The sequence below is a fragment of the Parapedobacter sp. 2B3 genome (assembly GCF_041925275.1).
GTDB lineage: Bacteria > Bacteroidota > Bacteroidia > Sphingobacteriales > Sphingobacteriaceae > Parapedobacter > Parapedobacter pyrenivorans_A.
The window spans coordinates 70,431-84,950 of sequence record NZ_JBHEUZ010000016.1 but is presented as its reverse complement, the minus strand read 5'-3'; the positions used below and the strand labels follow the sequence as shown (position 1 = coordinate 84,950).

Annotated in this window: 14 protein-coding genes; 6 read left to right on the top strand and 8 right to left on the bottom strand. The window is 51.0% G+C overall.

The genetic code is table 11. The annotated features are described in order from the left end of the window. Positions 1-15: 15 nt before the first annotated feature. The 6 genes from ACEVG1_RS16860 to ACEVG1_RS16835 all read left to right on the top strand — a co-directional run bounded on the left by ACEVG1_RS16860 (position 16) and on the right by ACEVG1_RS16835 (position 6,203). The gene (locus tag ACEVG1_RS16860; RefSeq protein ID WP_374744893.1) at positions 16-1,734 is read left to right on the top strand and encodes a hypothetical protein; all 1,719 of its coding nucleotides are present in this window, start codon (positions 16-18) and stop codon (positions 1,732-1,734) included. A gap of 71 nt (positions 1,735-1,805) precedes the next feature. Further along, positions 1,806-2,786 (top strand): SPOR domain-containing protein, encoded by a 981-nt coding sequence (locus ACEVG1_RS16855; protein WP_374744892.1) that lies wholly within the window; start codon positions 1,806-1,808, stop codon positions 2,784-2,786. Between the two features lie 47 nt (positions 2,787-2,833). Further along, on the top strand, positions 2,834-3,532 hold the full coding sequence (locus tag ACEVG1_RS16850; protein ID WP_374744891.1) for a MotA/TolQ/ExbB proton channel family protein: 699 nt from the start codon (positions 2,834-2,836) through the stop codon (positions 3,530-3,532). A gap of 37 nt (positions 3,533-3,569) precedes the next feature. Beyond that, complete coding sequence (locus ACEVG1_RS16845; RefSeq protein ID WP_374744890.1) at positions 3,570-3,980, top strand: ExbD/TolR family protein; 411 nt, start codon at positions 3,570-3,572, stop codon at positions 3,978-3,980. A 62-nt stretch (positions 3,981-4,042) separates the two neighbouring features. After that, the gene (locus ACEVG1_RS16840) at positions 4,043-4,864 is read left to right on the top strand and encodes an energy transducer TonB (RefSeq protein ID WP_374744889.1); all 822 of its coding nucleotides are present in this window, start codon (positions 4,043-4,045) and stop codon (positions 4,862-4,864) included. 31 nt (positions 4,865-4,895) lie between these two features. Further along, entirely contained in the window at positions 4,896-6,203 is a 1,308-nt protein-coding gene (locus ACEVG1_RS16835; protein WP_374744888.1) for a folylpolyglutamate synthase/dihydrofolate synthase family protein, read from the top strand. Positions 6,204-6,208: 5 nt separating this feature from the next. Here ACEVG1_RS16835 and ACEVG1_RS16830 read toward each other — a convergent pair whose 3' ends face one another. The 8 genes from ACEVG1_RS16830 to ACEVG1_RS16795 all read right to left on the bottom strand — a co-directional run bounded on the left by ACEVG1_RS16830 (position 6,209) and on the right by ACEVG1_RS16795 (position 14,440). Then, positions 6,209-7,225 (bottom strand): asparaginase, encoded by a 1,017-nt coding sequence (locus tag ACEVG1_RS16830; protein ID WP_374744887.1) that lies wholly within the window; start codon positions 7,223-7,225, stop codon positions 6,209-6,211. A 34-nt stretch (positions 7,226-7,259) separates the two neighbouring features. After that, entirely contained in the window at positions 7,260-8,027 is a 768-nt protein-coding gene (locus tag ACEVG1_RS16825) for a TatD family hydrolase (protein ID WP_374744886.1), read from the bottom strand. 111 nt (positions 8,028-8,138) lie between these two features. Beyond that, entirely contained in the window at positions 8,139-9,107 is a 969-nt protein-coding gene (locus ACEVG1_RS16820; RefSeq protein WP_374744885.1) for an FKBP-type peptidyl-prolyl cis-trans isomerase, read from the bottom strand. Between the two features lie 19 nt (positions 9,108-9,126). Next, positions 9,127-10,137 carry a bifunctional oligoribonuclease/PAP phosphatase NrnA gene (locus tag ACEVG1_RS16815; protein ID WP_374744884.1) on the bottom strand — a complete coding sequence of 337 codons (1,011 nt, stop codon included), beginning with the start codon at positions 10,135-10,137 and terminating at the stop codon, positions 9,127-9,129. Between the two features lie 120 nt (positions 10,138-10,257). Further along, positions 10,258-11,085: an alpha/beta fold hydrolase gene (locus ACEVG1_RS16810; protein ID WP_374744883.1), complete on the bottom strand. Its 828-nt coding sequence runs from the start codon at positions 11,083-11,085 to the stop codon at positions 10,258-10,260. Positions 11,086-11,151: 66 nt separating this feature from the next. Further along, on the bottom strand, positions 11,152-11,916 hold the full coding sequence (locus ACEVG1_RS16805) for a DUF1080 domain-containing protein (RefSeq protein WP_374744882.1): 765 nt from the start codon (positions 11,914-11,916) through the stop codon (positions 11,152-11,154). Next, positions 11,913-13,067 carry a Gfo/Idh/MocA family protein gene (locus tag ACEVG1_RS16800; protein ID WP_374744910.1) on the bottom strand — a complete coding sequence of 385 codons (1,155 nt, stop codon included), beginning with the start codon at positions 13,065-13,067 and terminating at the stop codon, positions 11,913-11,915. Before ACEVG1_RS16800 ends, ACEVG1_RS16805 begins: the two co-directional genes overlap by 4 nt. Positions 13,068-13,201: 134 nt before the next feature. Further along, positions 13,202-14,440: a sugar MFS transporter gene (locus ACEVG1_RS16795; protein WP_374744881.1), complete on the bottom strand. Its 1,239-nt coding sequence runs from the start codon at positions 14,438-14,440 to the stop codon at positions 13,202-13,204. Between the last annotated feature and the right edge of the window lie 80 nt (positions 14,441-14,520).

Here is a 14,520-nt window from a genome sequence, read left to right as displayed (position 1 = left end):
AGCTTTCAGAAATCAATGCAATATAGGTTTGTACTCACCGGGGTGCTGTGGGGGATGGTGATGGTTGGATACGCACAGGAGGAAACGAGGCGTGATGACCCGCCCGCTACTATTGATTCTATCGATGTGGTGCGTGATTACCGGCCGGTATTGGCTGATGCGGTGAAAATACGGCAAAGCCCCGATATGACTAACAAAAGGCGCTACCAGCCTGAGTTCACGTATGGCATTATCGATAAAAAGCTCGATATCAATACCGGTACAAAGCAGTTGACCATCCAAGAGATGCCGTTTTCGCGCAGCCAGGATTTGACCAACAATTACGCCAAGATCGGTGCCGGTAACTTGGGTACCTTGCTAGGTGAAGTATACCTCAGTTCTGACTATTGGGTAGATACCCGCGTGGGCGGTTATTTGAAGCACTTGAACCAGCAAGGGACCTTCCAAGAGCAGAAGTTTTCGTCGCAGCACATCGGCGTATTCGGCCGCACGGTATATGGGCCCGTCACATTGGATGGCGAAGTAGGTTTTAAACGCTATGGTACACGGTTCTATGGTACGGTGGCAGACCTAGACGGGGCATCACTGAATGTCAATCCGGCGAAACAAGTGTTCAACGATATCTATTTTACCGGCGAAGTGACCAGCAATTACGATGACCAGTCTACAGATGCCTTTGACTATTCATTGAAGGCAGATGCTTATGCATATGGCAATGCGTACGATACCAAAGAGAATGCTTTTGCACTGACGGGTTATATCAATAAGCAAATCAATGTGTTTAATGTGGGACTCAACGTTTCGGGTGACTTCACGACGGTAAAGGACGCCTCCTATAGCCTCGCCAACCATATCGGTCGGGTTAATCCGTATATCCGTTTCCAGGGGCCAAATTACAACATCACGCTGGGTGCCAATTTCGTTGCGGAATTTGGCGATTCGTCGCGGACCAATATCTTTCCATCCGCTGAGGTCGATTTTGCCCTGATCCCGAAATTCGCACACCTTTTCGGAGGCATCAACGGCGATGTGAATAAAACGTCGTTCAAAATGCTGACCCGCGAGAACCCTTGGTTGGCGGCATTGGGACCAACGAACGGTATCCGTAATTCCGTGGATCGCTTGAATGTCTTCGGTGGTATAAAGGGAAATGCCGGAGCCACTTTCGGCTATAAAGTAAAGGCGTCTTACCGCCGTATCGAGAGCATGCCGTTTTATGCGGTTGCTCCGGGAACGCCCTATGCATTTAATATGCTGTATGAAGATGGCGAAAACCCCAGTACCATTATCGGCTTGGAGGGCGAGCTGAACGTGCGTATATCGGAGGTGGTGACAGTGGGTGGCCGGGTGAACTTCAATGAATTTGACCTCCAACAGCAGGAAGAGGCTTGGTATATGCCCAAGATGCGGCTAGCGGCCAATGCCCGTTTCAATATCAGCGATAAACTGTATATAGATGGCGAGTTGCTATTCCATGGACAGACATATGGACTGGTACAGGACCCCACGATCGACCTTTCTGGCTATGCGATCACGGAAGTGGGCGATGCAGGTATGCGTAAAACGACCATTCCTTCTTTCGCCGACCTTAGTGCCGGTGTAGAGTATCGCGCCACGGATCGCATCGGTATTTACATGCGGTTGAATAATATGACGGGTACCACGTATGAACGGTATTTGTTTTATCCACGTTTGGGCATGAACGTGATCGGGGGTGTTAATTTTTCATTTTGAAATGACCAACCTTGCAAGGTAGTGGGTTTGTAAGGTAGGCTGAGTAATGAAATGAGGAGATGAATTTGGGTGTGAGTATAGCGAACCTGTTGAGACGGTATCCGGCGGTCGGCGTACCGGGGATTGGCGTGTTCAGGAAAACCCATCGATCGGCCTCGTATGATAAGGTCCGGTCGGCCTTTCTTCCGCCGGCAGACCATATCGAACTGGTTGGAGAAGCGAGCGATGTTTTTCAGCTAACGGACTACCTAAAAGCACAGCAGCAGGTGGATGGGGCTACGGCTACGGCCATGCTGGAGGCAGCAGTGACGGAAATGATGGATACCATCAGCCGGAACGGTGAGGCATTGCTGGACGGCTTGGGTTACTTGTTTGCCGACGGGGCATCGTTTGTATTCAAACCTTTCGAGATCGGCCGGTTTGCACCGGAATCAATTCCCGCAAGGTTACCGGTCATGGACCGGCCAGTTTCTGCAGCCGAAGAGGAAGAGGTCCGCCTGACGACTGAGGTGGAAGTAGACGAAACCCCTGCCCGAAAGCGTTATATCCCATGGATTGTATGGGGGACAGTGGCTGCGATGTTGATAGCCGCGGTAGCGATTTGGCAGTACCGACCCGCATGGTTTACAGCGCTGGTCGACCCGCAGGTAGTATCTGATCCTCCGGCAGATCCTCAAACCCCATCCCTTGAGGCCCTGCCATTGGCTGATGCCGTGCAAGATTCGGCAATGGTCGATTCGAGTTCGGTTGCCGCTGTTGACCCCACGCCGATTGACAGCGTGTCGGAGGCGATTGCCCCCGCAACCAAGCCGTCGGTAACGTATGAGATTATTGTCGGTTCTTTTGCAACCATGCGGCAGGCGGATAAGTTTGTGGCTGAAATGAAAGCGAAAGGATACGACCTCCATGCCATTGATAGCCGGATGCCCGGCAATCGTAAGAAGATTAGTTGGGGGTCATTTGCCACTGAGGAGGAGGCTTATAAGGAACTTGCGCGTGTGCAGAAGACATTTGAACCTGGCGCATGGATAGCGAAAATGGAGCATAATTAAGGATCATATAGTAAACAAAACAATACAGAAAAATCATACAGCAATTTATGTCACTTTTACAAGACACCATTTATCCGCTTGACACGTTAGCGGGGGCAGCTCAACAGACGGTAGAACTTGCAAACGAGAAAATAAGCCTTATCGGATTGCTTTTCAAGGCGGGGTGGATCATGATTCCCCTTTTGCTTTTGCTTTTTGCTACGCTTGTGATATTTATAGAGCGTTATATCACCATCAAGAAGGCCGCGAAATACGACCCGAGCTTGATGTCGCACATAAAGCAAAGTGTGCTTTCCGGACGCCTGGACTCGGCATTGTCGGTTTGCAGGGCGAGCAATAGTGCACTGGGAAGGATGCTCGAAAAAGGGCTATTGCGTATCGGCCGTCCGATCAAGGATATCGAAGGAGCCATCGAGAACATCGGTAAGTTGGAAGTTGCCCGGTTGGAGAAGAACCTCAACTTGCTAAGTATCATCGCTGGTGTTGCTCCGATGTTGGGTTTCGTGGGAACGATTTTCGGCGTTATTATCATCTTCAGGGATGTGGAGGCAGCGGGTGGTATCGACATAGCGAGTGTGTCGGGTGGTTTATATGTGAAGATGATCGCTTCGGCGGCAGGGTTGACAATCGGTATCCTGGCATTTGCCGGTTACCACTGGCTGAACACCATGCTTGAGCGCTTGATTCTCCGCATTGAAACGGATGCCATAGAATTTGTTGACTTATTGGACGAGCCCGGCTCATAAATCGTGGCGAAGAGGCCATAAGAAAGTTGATTGACGAATGAACTTAAAAGCGAAGCGAAATAAATCGGAGGTGCGGGTCTTTACCGACTCCCTGAATGACATTATGTTTTTCTTGATGTTATTCTTTTTGTTGGCCTCTGCGGTGGCAAACCCGCAGGTGGTGAAGTTGCTGTTGCCGCGTTCGAGTGCGGGAGAGCAATCTGTTGCCAAAAAGACCATCACGGTATCGGTAACCCAGGATTTGAAATATTACCTTGATAAGGAGGAGGTGCCTTATGAAAATCTGCTGGGTGCTATGCAAGCGTATATACAACCGGGAGAGGAACTTACGGTGATGTTATATGCAGACAGCACGGTACCTATCCAAAATGTCATCTCGGTGATGGATGTTGCCAACAAACTGAAAATACGGTTGGTATTGGCTACCGAGGCATTGCGTGATAGATAGGTGGATTATGGAATTCAACTAAGTTAAGCATCTTAAAGGAAACGTAAAAGATAACGAATAAGATGGGTTATTATCATTTACAGGAAGACAATAATTATCCCAAGGCGCTATGGATATCGAGTGGCATCATGGGCGGATTGGTGGTGCTTAGTTTCCTTATCATGATCGGATCGGCATTTCCGGAAATCGGCACCGGGGGTATTATTGTGAATTACGGCACCTCGGACGTAGGGATGGGCGATGATTACATGACGGTAGACGAGGCATCGATGGACCCCAATGCCAACAATGTGCGGCCCGACAAGATCGACCCGCAGCAGGAAATACAGGAAACCCCGTCGCAGCAGGTCACGGAGCAAAGCGTGGCCACGCAGGATATGGAAGATGCGCCGGCCGTGGTTGCCAATGAAAAGAAAAAGGCCAATGCGGAAGAGGCTACGGCTGAGAAGGTGGAAAGTAAGCCCGCGGTCAATCCGAATGCCTTATATACTGGAAAACGCAATAATTCGACTGGAAGGGGTGATGGTACCGGTACAGAAGGGGGCAACCAAGGTAGTAACCAGGGCGATCCGTTGGCATCGAATTATGGCGATGGCGGATCGGGCGACGGTGATATAGGCCTTTCCATCCAAAACAGGGGATGGGCTGTGGCGCCGGATATCGAAGACAACGGCCAGCAGGCAGGGGTGGTGATGGTGGAAGTGCGTGTGGCGCGCGACGGTCGGATTACTTTTGCACGAGTGAGCCTGAAGGGGACCACCCTTACCGATAAATCGCTTTGGGATAAGTGCGAGCGGGCCGTGCGGGCTGCCCGGTTTAATGAGATCGAGCGCGCCCCACGGGAGCAGCGCGGCTTGATTCCCTTCCGGTTCAAACTGAAATAGTATATCATTTACCAAACCTGCCGGATCTGCTATGACTTACGAGGAGGCCGTTGATTATCTCTATGCGCGGTTACCCATGTTTACGCGCGACGGTGCTTCGGCGTTCAAGAAAGACCTTACCAATACCTATCGGCTTTGCGGGGCACTCGGCAACCCGCAGGAACGTTTCAAATCAATCCACATAGCCGGCACGAACGGCAAAGGCTCTACTTCGCATATGCTCGCGGCGGTATTGCAACGGGCGGGGTATAGGACCGGTCTGTACACGTCGCCCCACTTGTTGGATTTCCGTGAACGTATCCGCGTGGATGGCGCAATGATTCCGCGGGAGTGGGTGGCGGTATTCGTTGATGCGCAACGGTCGTTGATGGAAACCATCCAACCTTCATTTTTCGAAGTTACGGTAGCGATGGCCTTTGCGTATTTCGCGGAAATGCAAGTAGATATTGCCGTCGTGGAAACGGGTCTGGGTGGTCGCCTCGATTCCACCAATATCATCACACCGCTGTTGTCCGTTATTACCAATATCGGTTTGGACCACACTGCCATGCTGGGAGATACGCTCCCTGAAATCGCCGGTGAAAAGGCAGGGATCATTAAGTCCGGTGTTCCTGTGGTGGTAGGCGAATGGCAATCGGCGGTGGCCGATGTGTTCGAGCGTATGGCAGCCCATAAAGAGAGCCCCTTGGTATTTGCGTCTACGCAATGGCGAGTGGATACCTTGGGCAGGGGCCGGCAACACCTCCGTCTACGGGTCGCACGGCAGCAGTGGGCCGAAAGTACGACCTACGCATTGGATTTAACGGGAAGTTACCAAGCCAAGAACCTGCCCGCGGTGTTGTGTGCGGTGGAGGAATTGCGGCGCCAGGGCTTTTCTATTGCGGATGCTGACGTAACCTATGCATTGGCACATGTGCAGCCACTTACCGGTTTGATGGGCCGCTGGCAAACAATGGCTGTCCGCCCATTGGTTATTTGCGATACCGGTCATAATGTAGACGGTTGGCGGGAAGTGTTGGTGAATATCAAAGCTACGCCGTACCAGGTACTCCACATGGTCATCGGCGTAATGCGCGACAAGGATTTGGACCATATGCTTCCCTTGCTGCCCCAAGGGGCCCGTTATCATTTCTGCCAAGTGGCCATGCCAAGGGCGCTCCCCGCTACTGAGCTGCGTGCGGTCGCTGGCCGGTACGGATTGCAGGGCGAAGCATTTGATACCGTGGCGGCAGCCGTATCAGCTGCGAAACAGGCTGCGACAGCAAACGACCTGATATTCATCGGTGGCAGTACTTTTATTGTGGCCGATGCGTTAGTAGCCGAAGGTTTTCAGGTGTAAGGTCGTTAGACCGTCATTTCCCCACGTATATTCTGCTCAGCCCAGTACGCTACCTCGCGTTGACCCTGAAACTCACCCTGTAGGTACATGAGTTTGGTCACCGCGGCCTCGAATGTCATGTCGTACCCGCTGATGACCCCCATTTCCTTCAAGTACTTACTGGTCTCATAGCGTCCCAGCTCTACGCTGCCCACTTTACACTGCGAGATGTTGAGGATATTTTTGCCGCTACGTATAGCTAGGTCGATCAGGTCGAGAAACCACTGGTTGGTGGTGGTATTGCCCGATCCGAACGTCTCCATGATAACCGACCGGGCGGGCGATTCGAGTACTGCCCGTACCACCTCGGGGCTGATACCCGGATATAACTTGAGCACGGATACGGAATTATCCAGCCGGGTATGCAAAATAAACTCCTTGCCACTGTTATCGAGCAAAGCGCCACGGTTGTATTTGAGGTGTACGCCCGCCTCTACCAACACCGGATAGTTTGGCGACCGGAAGGCTTCGAACTTGGCCGAATTATATTTGAATGAGCGGTTGCCGCGAAAAAGTTTGTTGTCGAAGAAAATACATACTTCATGTATAAGTGATTTGTCCTTTTTCTTTGCCGACGCAAGTTCCAACGCGGTAATGAGGTTTTCCCTCGCGTCGGTACGGATTTCACCGATGGGCAACTGGGATCCCGAAAGGATAACCGGCTTTTGCAATCCTTCTAGCATAAAACTGAGTGCTGAGGCCGAAAAAGCCATGGTGTCCGATCCGTGGAGGATAACGAACCCGTCGTAGGTATCGTAGTTCTCCCTGATGATATTTGCCATTTCGATCCATATCGAAGGCTGCATGTTGGACGAATCGATAATGGGGGTAAAGGAGTGCACCGTTAGGTTGTAGTTGAGCCGGGCTAACTCGGGGATGTTTTTGGCAATCAGGTCGAAGTCAAAAGGCATGAACGTATCGGTCTGCTCATCTTTGACCATCCCGATGGTTCCTCCTGTGTAGATTACAAAAACATTGTTCATTTAGTCAGTGTTAGCAGTGCCCGCTAAGGCAAATTTAAATCCCGAATATCCGTTTAGCGTTTGCCGTCGTGGCGGCCGCTATGGCATCGACGGTAGTTCCGTGTAAATCTGCAACTTTTTGGGCAATATAAAGCAAATAGCTGCTTTCGTTCTTTTTGCCGCGGTACGGTATGGGTGCCAAGTAAGGAGCATCTGTTTCCAATACCAAATGGCGGAGGTCAAGTCCGGCCACTACGGCATCCAAGCCCGCATTTTTGTAGGTCACCACGCCGCCAATGCCGAGGTGTAGACCTAATCCAATCGCCCGTTGAGCTTGCTCGGCATTTCCGGTAAAACAATGCAGCACGCCGGTTAGCCGGCCGTCCTGGATTTCCTCCAGCAATTCGAAAAGCTCATCGAACGCGTTACGGCAATGGATGGAGACGGGCAGTCCCAGGTCTTTGGCCCATCCCGTTTGGATACAGAAAGCCTCTTGTTGCAGCGGAAGCGTTGTTTTGTCCCAATGTAGATCGATGCCTATTTCGCCGATTCCGTAGATCTTGTTTTTGGAAATTGCCTGTTCAATCAGGCCCAATTCCTGCCGGTAGTCCGCTTTCACGTCACACGGATGCAAGCCCATCATTGCATAGCAATTGTGGGGGTAGGCGGCGGCGGTACCGAAGACCTTGGCGATGGAATCGCTATCTACATTTGGAAGCAAACAATACCTTACTCCATTGTCGGCGCACCGCTGCATCTGGGCGGCCAATTCGGGGGTGCCGTAAAGGTAATAGAGATGGGTATGTGTATCCGTAAGTTCCATAGTCAATTGCGGGTCGCTGCAAACTTAATTAACTTGGCCTTCAAAACCAAGTATCCAAGGCCGTTAAGCAAAAACGCCCTCCGTTATTGGGAGGGCGTTTTTGCTGCTCGTTTATTCTTCGGTATTGTCCTGTGCCGATGAGTCAGGTACGGCGGGTTTCAGGATGTCGATCAATTCGATGTCGAATACCAGCGGAGCAAACGGCGGGATCACACCACGGCCGTCGCCGCGTTCGCCATACCCCAGTTCGGATGGAATGATCAGCTTTGCTTTACTTCCCTTGGGGAGCAGCAGCAAGCCTTCGTCCCATCCTGGAATAACCTGACGTACGCCGATGGCGAATTTGGCCGGTTCGTAAGGCCGCATAGCATTGAATATTTTATGCTCTTCGGCCACTGCTTTGACGGATGTATCGAATACTTCACCATTGGCAATGAGTGCACCGGTATAGTTCACTTGCACGGTATCGCCCGCAACCGGTTTTTCGCCGGTGCCTTCTTCTACAATGATGTACTGCAGACCTGAAGCCGTTTTCAGCGGTTCAAGGTTGTTTTTCTTGATATAGCTGGCAATTTTGCCCTCTTCCGACGTCTTTAATTTTTCAATTTCTGAATCGAAGTATGTATTCACTTCAGCATACAGCGCACTATCGGTCAGCTCACCCTTTTGGAAGTGCTTGTTTACTTTCACATTGAATATAACGTACTTGTCGGCAAAGTCGGGTTTAGGCTGCATTGTTTTGGCAGCCATGGTGTCGAGGTCGAGCTTAAACACCGCACTGTCACCGTCACCGAGCATCCGGAACATCGAGTTGTAATCGCCCGGATAAACTCCCGGTGTAGAATCGGGGGCTATGTTGATGATTTGAGGGAGCCCGATTTTGTACGTGCTTTGCAGCAGGGAGTCCCTGTCTGTCGTAACGGTCAGGTGTATGGAAAGCAAATCTCCGGCTTGTGCCTTGGGCTGGCCGTTGTCTTTCACGATTTTATATTGCAGGCCGCCTTCTCCCTTCTCGAACTGCTGGCAGGCGCTACCCAAAATCGCTATGGCAAGCCCTAAACTAAAAATTGATTTCTTCATGTTTTTTGTATGTGATTAATTATTGTGTTAAACGTGTTTTATATTCCGGCAATAGAGCTTTGAATTTTTGCACGACATCCGCTAGCGGCTCGTTCGAATTTCCGCCCGCCGCATTGCGGTGGCCGCCACCGTTGAAATGGTCCCTGCATACTTCATTGCAGGGAAAGTCACCAATAGACCGCAACGACAGCTTAACCTGATCGGTACGGTCGACGATCAACGCGGCAAGCTTCATGCCACTAATCGACAGCGCATAATTCACCAATCCTTCTGTATCGCCCGTGGTGATGCGGAACCGACTGAGGTCTTGGCGCGACACGCTGAATAGGGCCGTGCGGTATTCGTGCAGTACTTCGAGACGATTTACCAAACAGAATCCGAGAAACTTCAATCGATTCTCTGTATAGCTGTTGTATACGTGCTCGTGTATTTCCCAATTTTTGGCACCCCGTGTAATCAAGTCGGCCGCGATAAGGTGTACCGATGGGGTAGTGGTCTGGAACCGGAAAGAACCCGTATCGGTCATAAGTCCGGTGTATAGACAGGTGGCTATGTCGGGTGTAATCGCTTGATGGTCGCCCATGACGTTCACAATAAAATCATAGACCAATTGCGCGGTTGCTGCGGCACTACTATCCCAATGCCGGTAGTCATCAAAGCCTTCGGGGTCCAGGTGGTGATCGATCATGATTTTTACAGCAGCCGTATTTTTCACACTATCCGCCATGGCATGGATGCGAGGCAGTCCGTTGAAGTCCAAGCAGCAGATGAAATCTGCCTCCGCAATGCGCCTATCACTATCCGTCTTTTTCTCAGCGTATATTGTTACGTCCTGCCGACCGGGCATCCAGTTGAGGAATGCCGGGAAATCCGATGGTACGATCACGTGGACAGCATGACCTTTGGCTTTCAACCAATGGTATACGGCCAACGATGAACCCAGTGCATCTCCGTCGGGTTTGTGGTGTGTGGTAACAACAATCTGCTTCGGTTTGGCCAGTTCCTCCCTAAGCGTTTCCGGTGTAAACATTCAACTGCTAAAAGGTTGCAAACCTACTACAAAAAATCCGATTACGGAATTTTTGGACAGGAAAACAGCAATATAAATTCGTGCACCTTCCTGCGCCTTTTTGGTGTTCCATTGTCACTGTTATTTGAAGAACGCCAGCAGGTCGTTGTTCAGTCGGTCGGCATGTGTAATGTTGAGGCCATGGGGCGCATCTTCATAGACAATGAGCTTGCTGTTTGGTATTAACGCCACTGCTTGGTTTGCTGACGTTGCGATCGGTACCGTTTCGTCTACCTTGCCGTGGATGATGAGCGTTGGCACGGAGATCTGCTTGCACTCTGCCCGGAAATCCGTATCCATCCATGCTTTTGCCGCCTCGATGGTGGCCTGTGGGGCAGCGTGGGATGAGATGCTGAAATCGTATTCCAATTGCTGCTCGCTTATTGGTTTTCCATCGCCCTTATAGTTGTAAAAAGCTGGGTGGAAATTGGATAAGAACTTTAACCGATCAGTTTCCAATGCCTGCAGAATATCTTTGAGACCGGCCTCGGGCACTCCATCCGGATTATCGGGCTTTTGTTTGACCAGTGGGATAATCGATGCAACAAGCGCTATCTTGCCGATGTTTTCCTGACCGTACCGTGTCAGGTACCGAATCACCTCGCCGCCGCCCATCGAAAAACCAACCAAGTTTACCTGCGGGAGGTTCAACTGCGTAATCAGTGCATAGAGGTCACTTGCCAGCACGTCATAGTCGTATCCCTGCCAAGGCGCATCGGATTGGCCAAAGCCACGCCTATCGTAAGCAATAACGCGGTAACCACCGTCTACCAATGCCGCAATTTGTTTTTCCCAGGCTTTGTGGCTCAGCGGCCAACCGTGGATGAGGATGACCGGCTGGCCACTTCCGTAATCGACATAATTGATACCTACTTCCTGCGTGGCTGTTCTGTTCTGAATTACTGGCATGATGACAAACGTTTTTTTGTTAACAAAAATCGCATCAGTTGGTTTTCGAAACTTCCCTTCCGTGGCTTAGTCGATGTTTTTCAACCGGATGTTTCGATATTCGATTTTCATTGGAGGGCCTACATGCACCTGGAAACCGATGGCACCTTCAAGTTTCCGATTGGTAGCATCGTTATCGACGACTTTACTCATCAGGGTACCGTTAATGTAATGTTCGAGTTGATTGCCTTTTGCAACGATCCGGATTTCGTTCCAATCGTTTTCCTTAATGAGTAGGCGTAGGGAATCTCGGTTGCCCAGCGATTCTACTTCTTCCCCTGCCGTCCATATATTCCCTTTGGCGTAGTCGCTGACGCTGCCAGCGACCTCCGGAAGCCTCATATGTTGCCCAGGGAACGCAAGGATGGTGCGCCCACGCTCTTCGTAGTTTTGGCCGGTATAGGTGTTTGCCGCGTCGATGTCTGCCTGGTAGCCTTTCAGCGCGAACGGGGGTTCGGCGAGTTCCTCGCTCCGGTAGTTGATACCGCTGTTGCCGTTGCCCGTCATGCGGTATTCGGCAATCAGTTCGAAATCTCCCGGCTGTCCACCTTCCCAAATGATGAAGGAGTTGTTGGCTAGCTCCCCGCCGGGTTTAATTTCGCCCACCAGGGCACCACCTTCGGCCCGCCACAGGCTGGTGTCGCCGCGCCAGCCTGTTAAACTGGAGCCGTCAAACAGCGCTATGTATTCTGCTGCATCGGATGAATTTTCCGTGTTTTGTGAATTACCTGTGCCACAGGCAGACATCACCAGGGCTGATAAAGTAACTGTACCGATTGTCAATATGTTCATAGTTCTACGTTTGTGCTTTTCCAAGATTTCGAGTTGGCCGATTCAATCACTGCGTCGCACACTTTCTGCGTTTCATACGCATTTCCGAAATCCGGCTGGCAAGGTTCGCCGGTTTCCAAACTTTTCAGGAAATCGGCCACCTGGTGGATGAAACTGTGTTCATATCCGATTCCCAGGCCGGGCACCCACCATTTGTCCATGTAGGGGTGATCGCCGTTGGTTACGTGGATGGAGCTCCAGCCCTTCACATCCGAGTCGCAGGCGTTATCGAAATATTCCAGCCTGTTCAGGTCGTGCAGGTCCCACCGAAGGGAAGCGTTTTCACCATTGATTTCAAATGTATACAACGCTTTGTGGCCGCGGGCGTAACGCGTGGACTCGAATAACCCCAGCGAGCCATTTGAAAAACGGCAATGGAAAATACAGGCATCATCGATTCCGACATCCTGCAGTTTTCCCGTATCTAGGTGCACCCGTTGTTTCACGAACGTTTCGGTCAGTGCGGACACTTCGGTAATGCCGCCATTGAGCCACATGGCGGTATCAATGCAATGGGCAAGCAAGTCGCCGGTCACGCCCGAACCCGCTACGTCTACATCCATGCGCCACGCTGCATCACCCCCCTGGGGTAGGTCGGCGTTGATGGTCCAATCTTGCAGAAAGTTTGCCCGATAGTGGAATATCCTCCCCAGCTTGCCCGAATCGATGATTTTTTTTGCCAGTGTAACGGCTGGTAGCCGCCGGTAATTGTACCATACGGTATTGGCAACGCCAGCTTTGGTTACGGCGTCGACCATGGCTTTGGCTTCGTCCAGGCTTCTCGCCAGCGGCTTCTCCGTCAACACGATTTTTCCGGCTTCGGCGGCGGCGATGGCAATCTCTGCATGTAAGTGATTCGGTGTGCATATATCCACGGCATCGATATCATCGCGGGCAATGAGCTTCCGCCAATCGGTTTCGTACGATGCGAATCCCCATTGCGTGGCAAACGCTTTCACTTTTTCCTCACGCCGGGAGCACACTGCCTGGAGTACCGGCTGGTATTCGAGGTCGGGGAAAAAGTTCGGTATGCGGTTATAGCCGTTAGAATGGGTTCGACCCATAAAGCCGCAGCCTATCAATCCAATTCTCAATTGTTTTTTTGTATCCATCATACTTATTTATTAGTGCATAACTGGGTTATTGCCGATATTGCGTCGGCAATAACCAGTCGTTATATCCGATTAAAACCGTGGAAGCGGATTGCGACGTGCGCACCGAGCTTTTACGGTTGGGCGTAAGTGGCTTACGCGGTAGCCGCGGCTTCTTCCACAGCGTTTGATTTTTTGTTCTTCTGCCAGAAGAAGAAGATAAGGAACAATACAACGAGGAGTGCCGGGAACATAAGCATCTTCATCATGGCATCCTGTCCGGTAGCAAGCTCAAGTGCGTTTCCGGTCAGTCCCGTTGCCGCATTCGTCGCTCGGGCGCCATCGATCCAGCTTCCGATAATCGGTTGGAAGATAGCTGACGAGAACATACCCGCACCACCAATGATGGACATTCCCAGTGCACCACTTTTGGGTACGCGCTGTGCGGCTACGCCAATCATCGTTGGCCAGAACCAGCAGATGCCGATGGCGAAAATAACCGTCGCGACGTAAGCCATCGGTCCGGTGACACTACTAAACATATAAATGCCGATGGCTGTTAGAATGGCACCGCCCAGCAACACGCCGTTTTGGCCAAGGCCCCGCACCACCGGCTCGGCGAAGAAACGACCTACGGCCATTAGTCCGCTGGTCAATGCCAATATCAACATGGGCTCTGCCCCGCTGGCCGCCATGATGACGCTTACCCATTGGTTGGGGCCGAATTCGGAAATTGCCGTAAGGAACATGCAGAAGAAAATAAACAGGAAGGTAGGGGTAAACATGGCGCGGACGTTCTGTCCCAATGAAGCTGCTGCTTCCACCAGCGGTTTGGGGAACGTTTTCCCGAAGAACAGGAACGCATAGATAACGGTAGGTACCATAGTGATCCACATTTGCAGTTCCCAACCTAAGTTTAAGCTGGTCATGGCTTGTGAGATTAACGCACCCAGCAGGATACCGCCGGGGAACCACATGTGGAACCGGTTTAACATCTTGTCCATTTTCACACCGGAGTACATATCGGCAATCATCGGATTACAAGCCGCCTCGGTACATCCGTTTCCGAAACCGATGAACAACGTGGACAGGAGAAGTGTGGTATAGCCGCCTGCATAGATGGTCATGATAATACCAATGGTGTGTGCGATGAACGCCACCCGCATGATATTTTTCGGGCCAAACGTGTGGTAAAACAGCCCGCCCAATATCATGGAAATCGGGAACCCGAAGAAAAACATGGAGTTAATAAACCCAAGTTGCGTATCGGTCAAATTAAATTCTGCACCAAGCTGGGGCAAGATTCCCGCCCTGATGGAGAATGTGAAAGCTGTAGTAATCAGCGCGAAACAAGACCCATTGAATAGGGCACTTCTGTTAACGTTTTCGTTCATTTTTTTAATGTTTTAACTGGTTAATCCTTGTTTGTTTTTTTCTAATACGATTTGTGATGTAAATAAAGCGTTGAAAATAC

What these genes read in the sequence shown, in the direction of transcription:
- ACEVG1_RS16860 (WP_374744893.1), top strand. Translation starts at nt 16, where the DNA reads ATGCAATATAGGTTTGTACTCACCGGGGTGCTGTGGGGGATGGTGATG.
- ACEVG1_RS16795 (WP_374744881.1), bottom strand. Translation starts at nt 14,440, where the DNA reads ATGAACGAAAACGTTAACAGAAGTGCCCTATTCAATGGGTCTTGTTTC.
- ACEVG1_RS16830 (WP_374744887.1), bottom strand. Translation starts at nt 7,225, where the DNA reads ATGAACAATGTTTTTGTAATCTACACAGGAGGAACCATCGGGATGGTC.
- ACEVG1_RS16845 (WP_374744890.1), top strand. Translation starts at nt 3,570, where the DNA reads ATGAACTTAAAAGCGAAGCGAAATAAATCGGAGGTGCGGGTCTTTACC.
- ACEVG1_RS16805 (WP_374744882.1), bottom strand. Translation starts at nt 11,916, where the DNA reads ATGAACATATTGACAATCGGTACAGTTACTTTATCAGCCCTGGTGATG.
- ACEVG1_RS16850 (WP_374744891.1), top strand. Translation starts at nt 2,834, where the DNA reads ATGTCACTTTTACAAGACACCATTTATCCGCTTGACACGTTAGCGGGG.
- ACEVG1_RS16835 (WP_374744888.1), top strand. Translation starts at nt 4,896, where the DNA reads ATGACTTACGAGGAGGCCGTTGATTATCTCTATGCGCGGTTACCCATG.
- ACEVG1_RS16825 (WP_374744886.1), bottom strand. Translation starts at nt 8,027, where the DNA reads ATGGAACTTACGGATACACATACCCATCTCTATTACCTTTACGGCACC.
- ACEVG1_RS16815 (WP_374744884.1), bottom strand. Translation starts at nt 10,137, where the DNA reads ATGTTTACACCGGAAACGCTTAGGGAGGAACTGGCCAAACCGAAGCAG.
- ACEVG1_RS16800 (WP_374744910.1), bottom strand. Translation starts at nt 13,067, where the DNA reads ATGGATACAAAAAAACAATTGAGAATTGGATTGATAGGCTGCGGCTTT.
- ACEVG1_RS16840 (WP_374744889.1), top strand. Translation starts at nt 4,043, where the DNA reads ATGGGTTATTATCATTTACAGGAAGACAATAATTATCCCAAGGCGCTA.
- ACEVG1_RS16820 (WP_374744885.1), bottom strand. Translation starts at nt 9,107, where the DNA reads ATGAAGAAATCAATTTTTAGTTTAGGGCTTGCCATAGCGATTTTGGGT.
- ACEVG1_RS16810 (WP_374744883.1), bottom strand. Translation starts at nt 11,085, where the DNA reads ATGCCAGTAATTCAGAACAGAACAGCCACGCAGGAAGTAGGTATCAAT.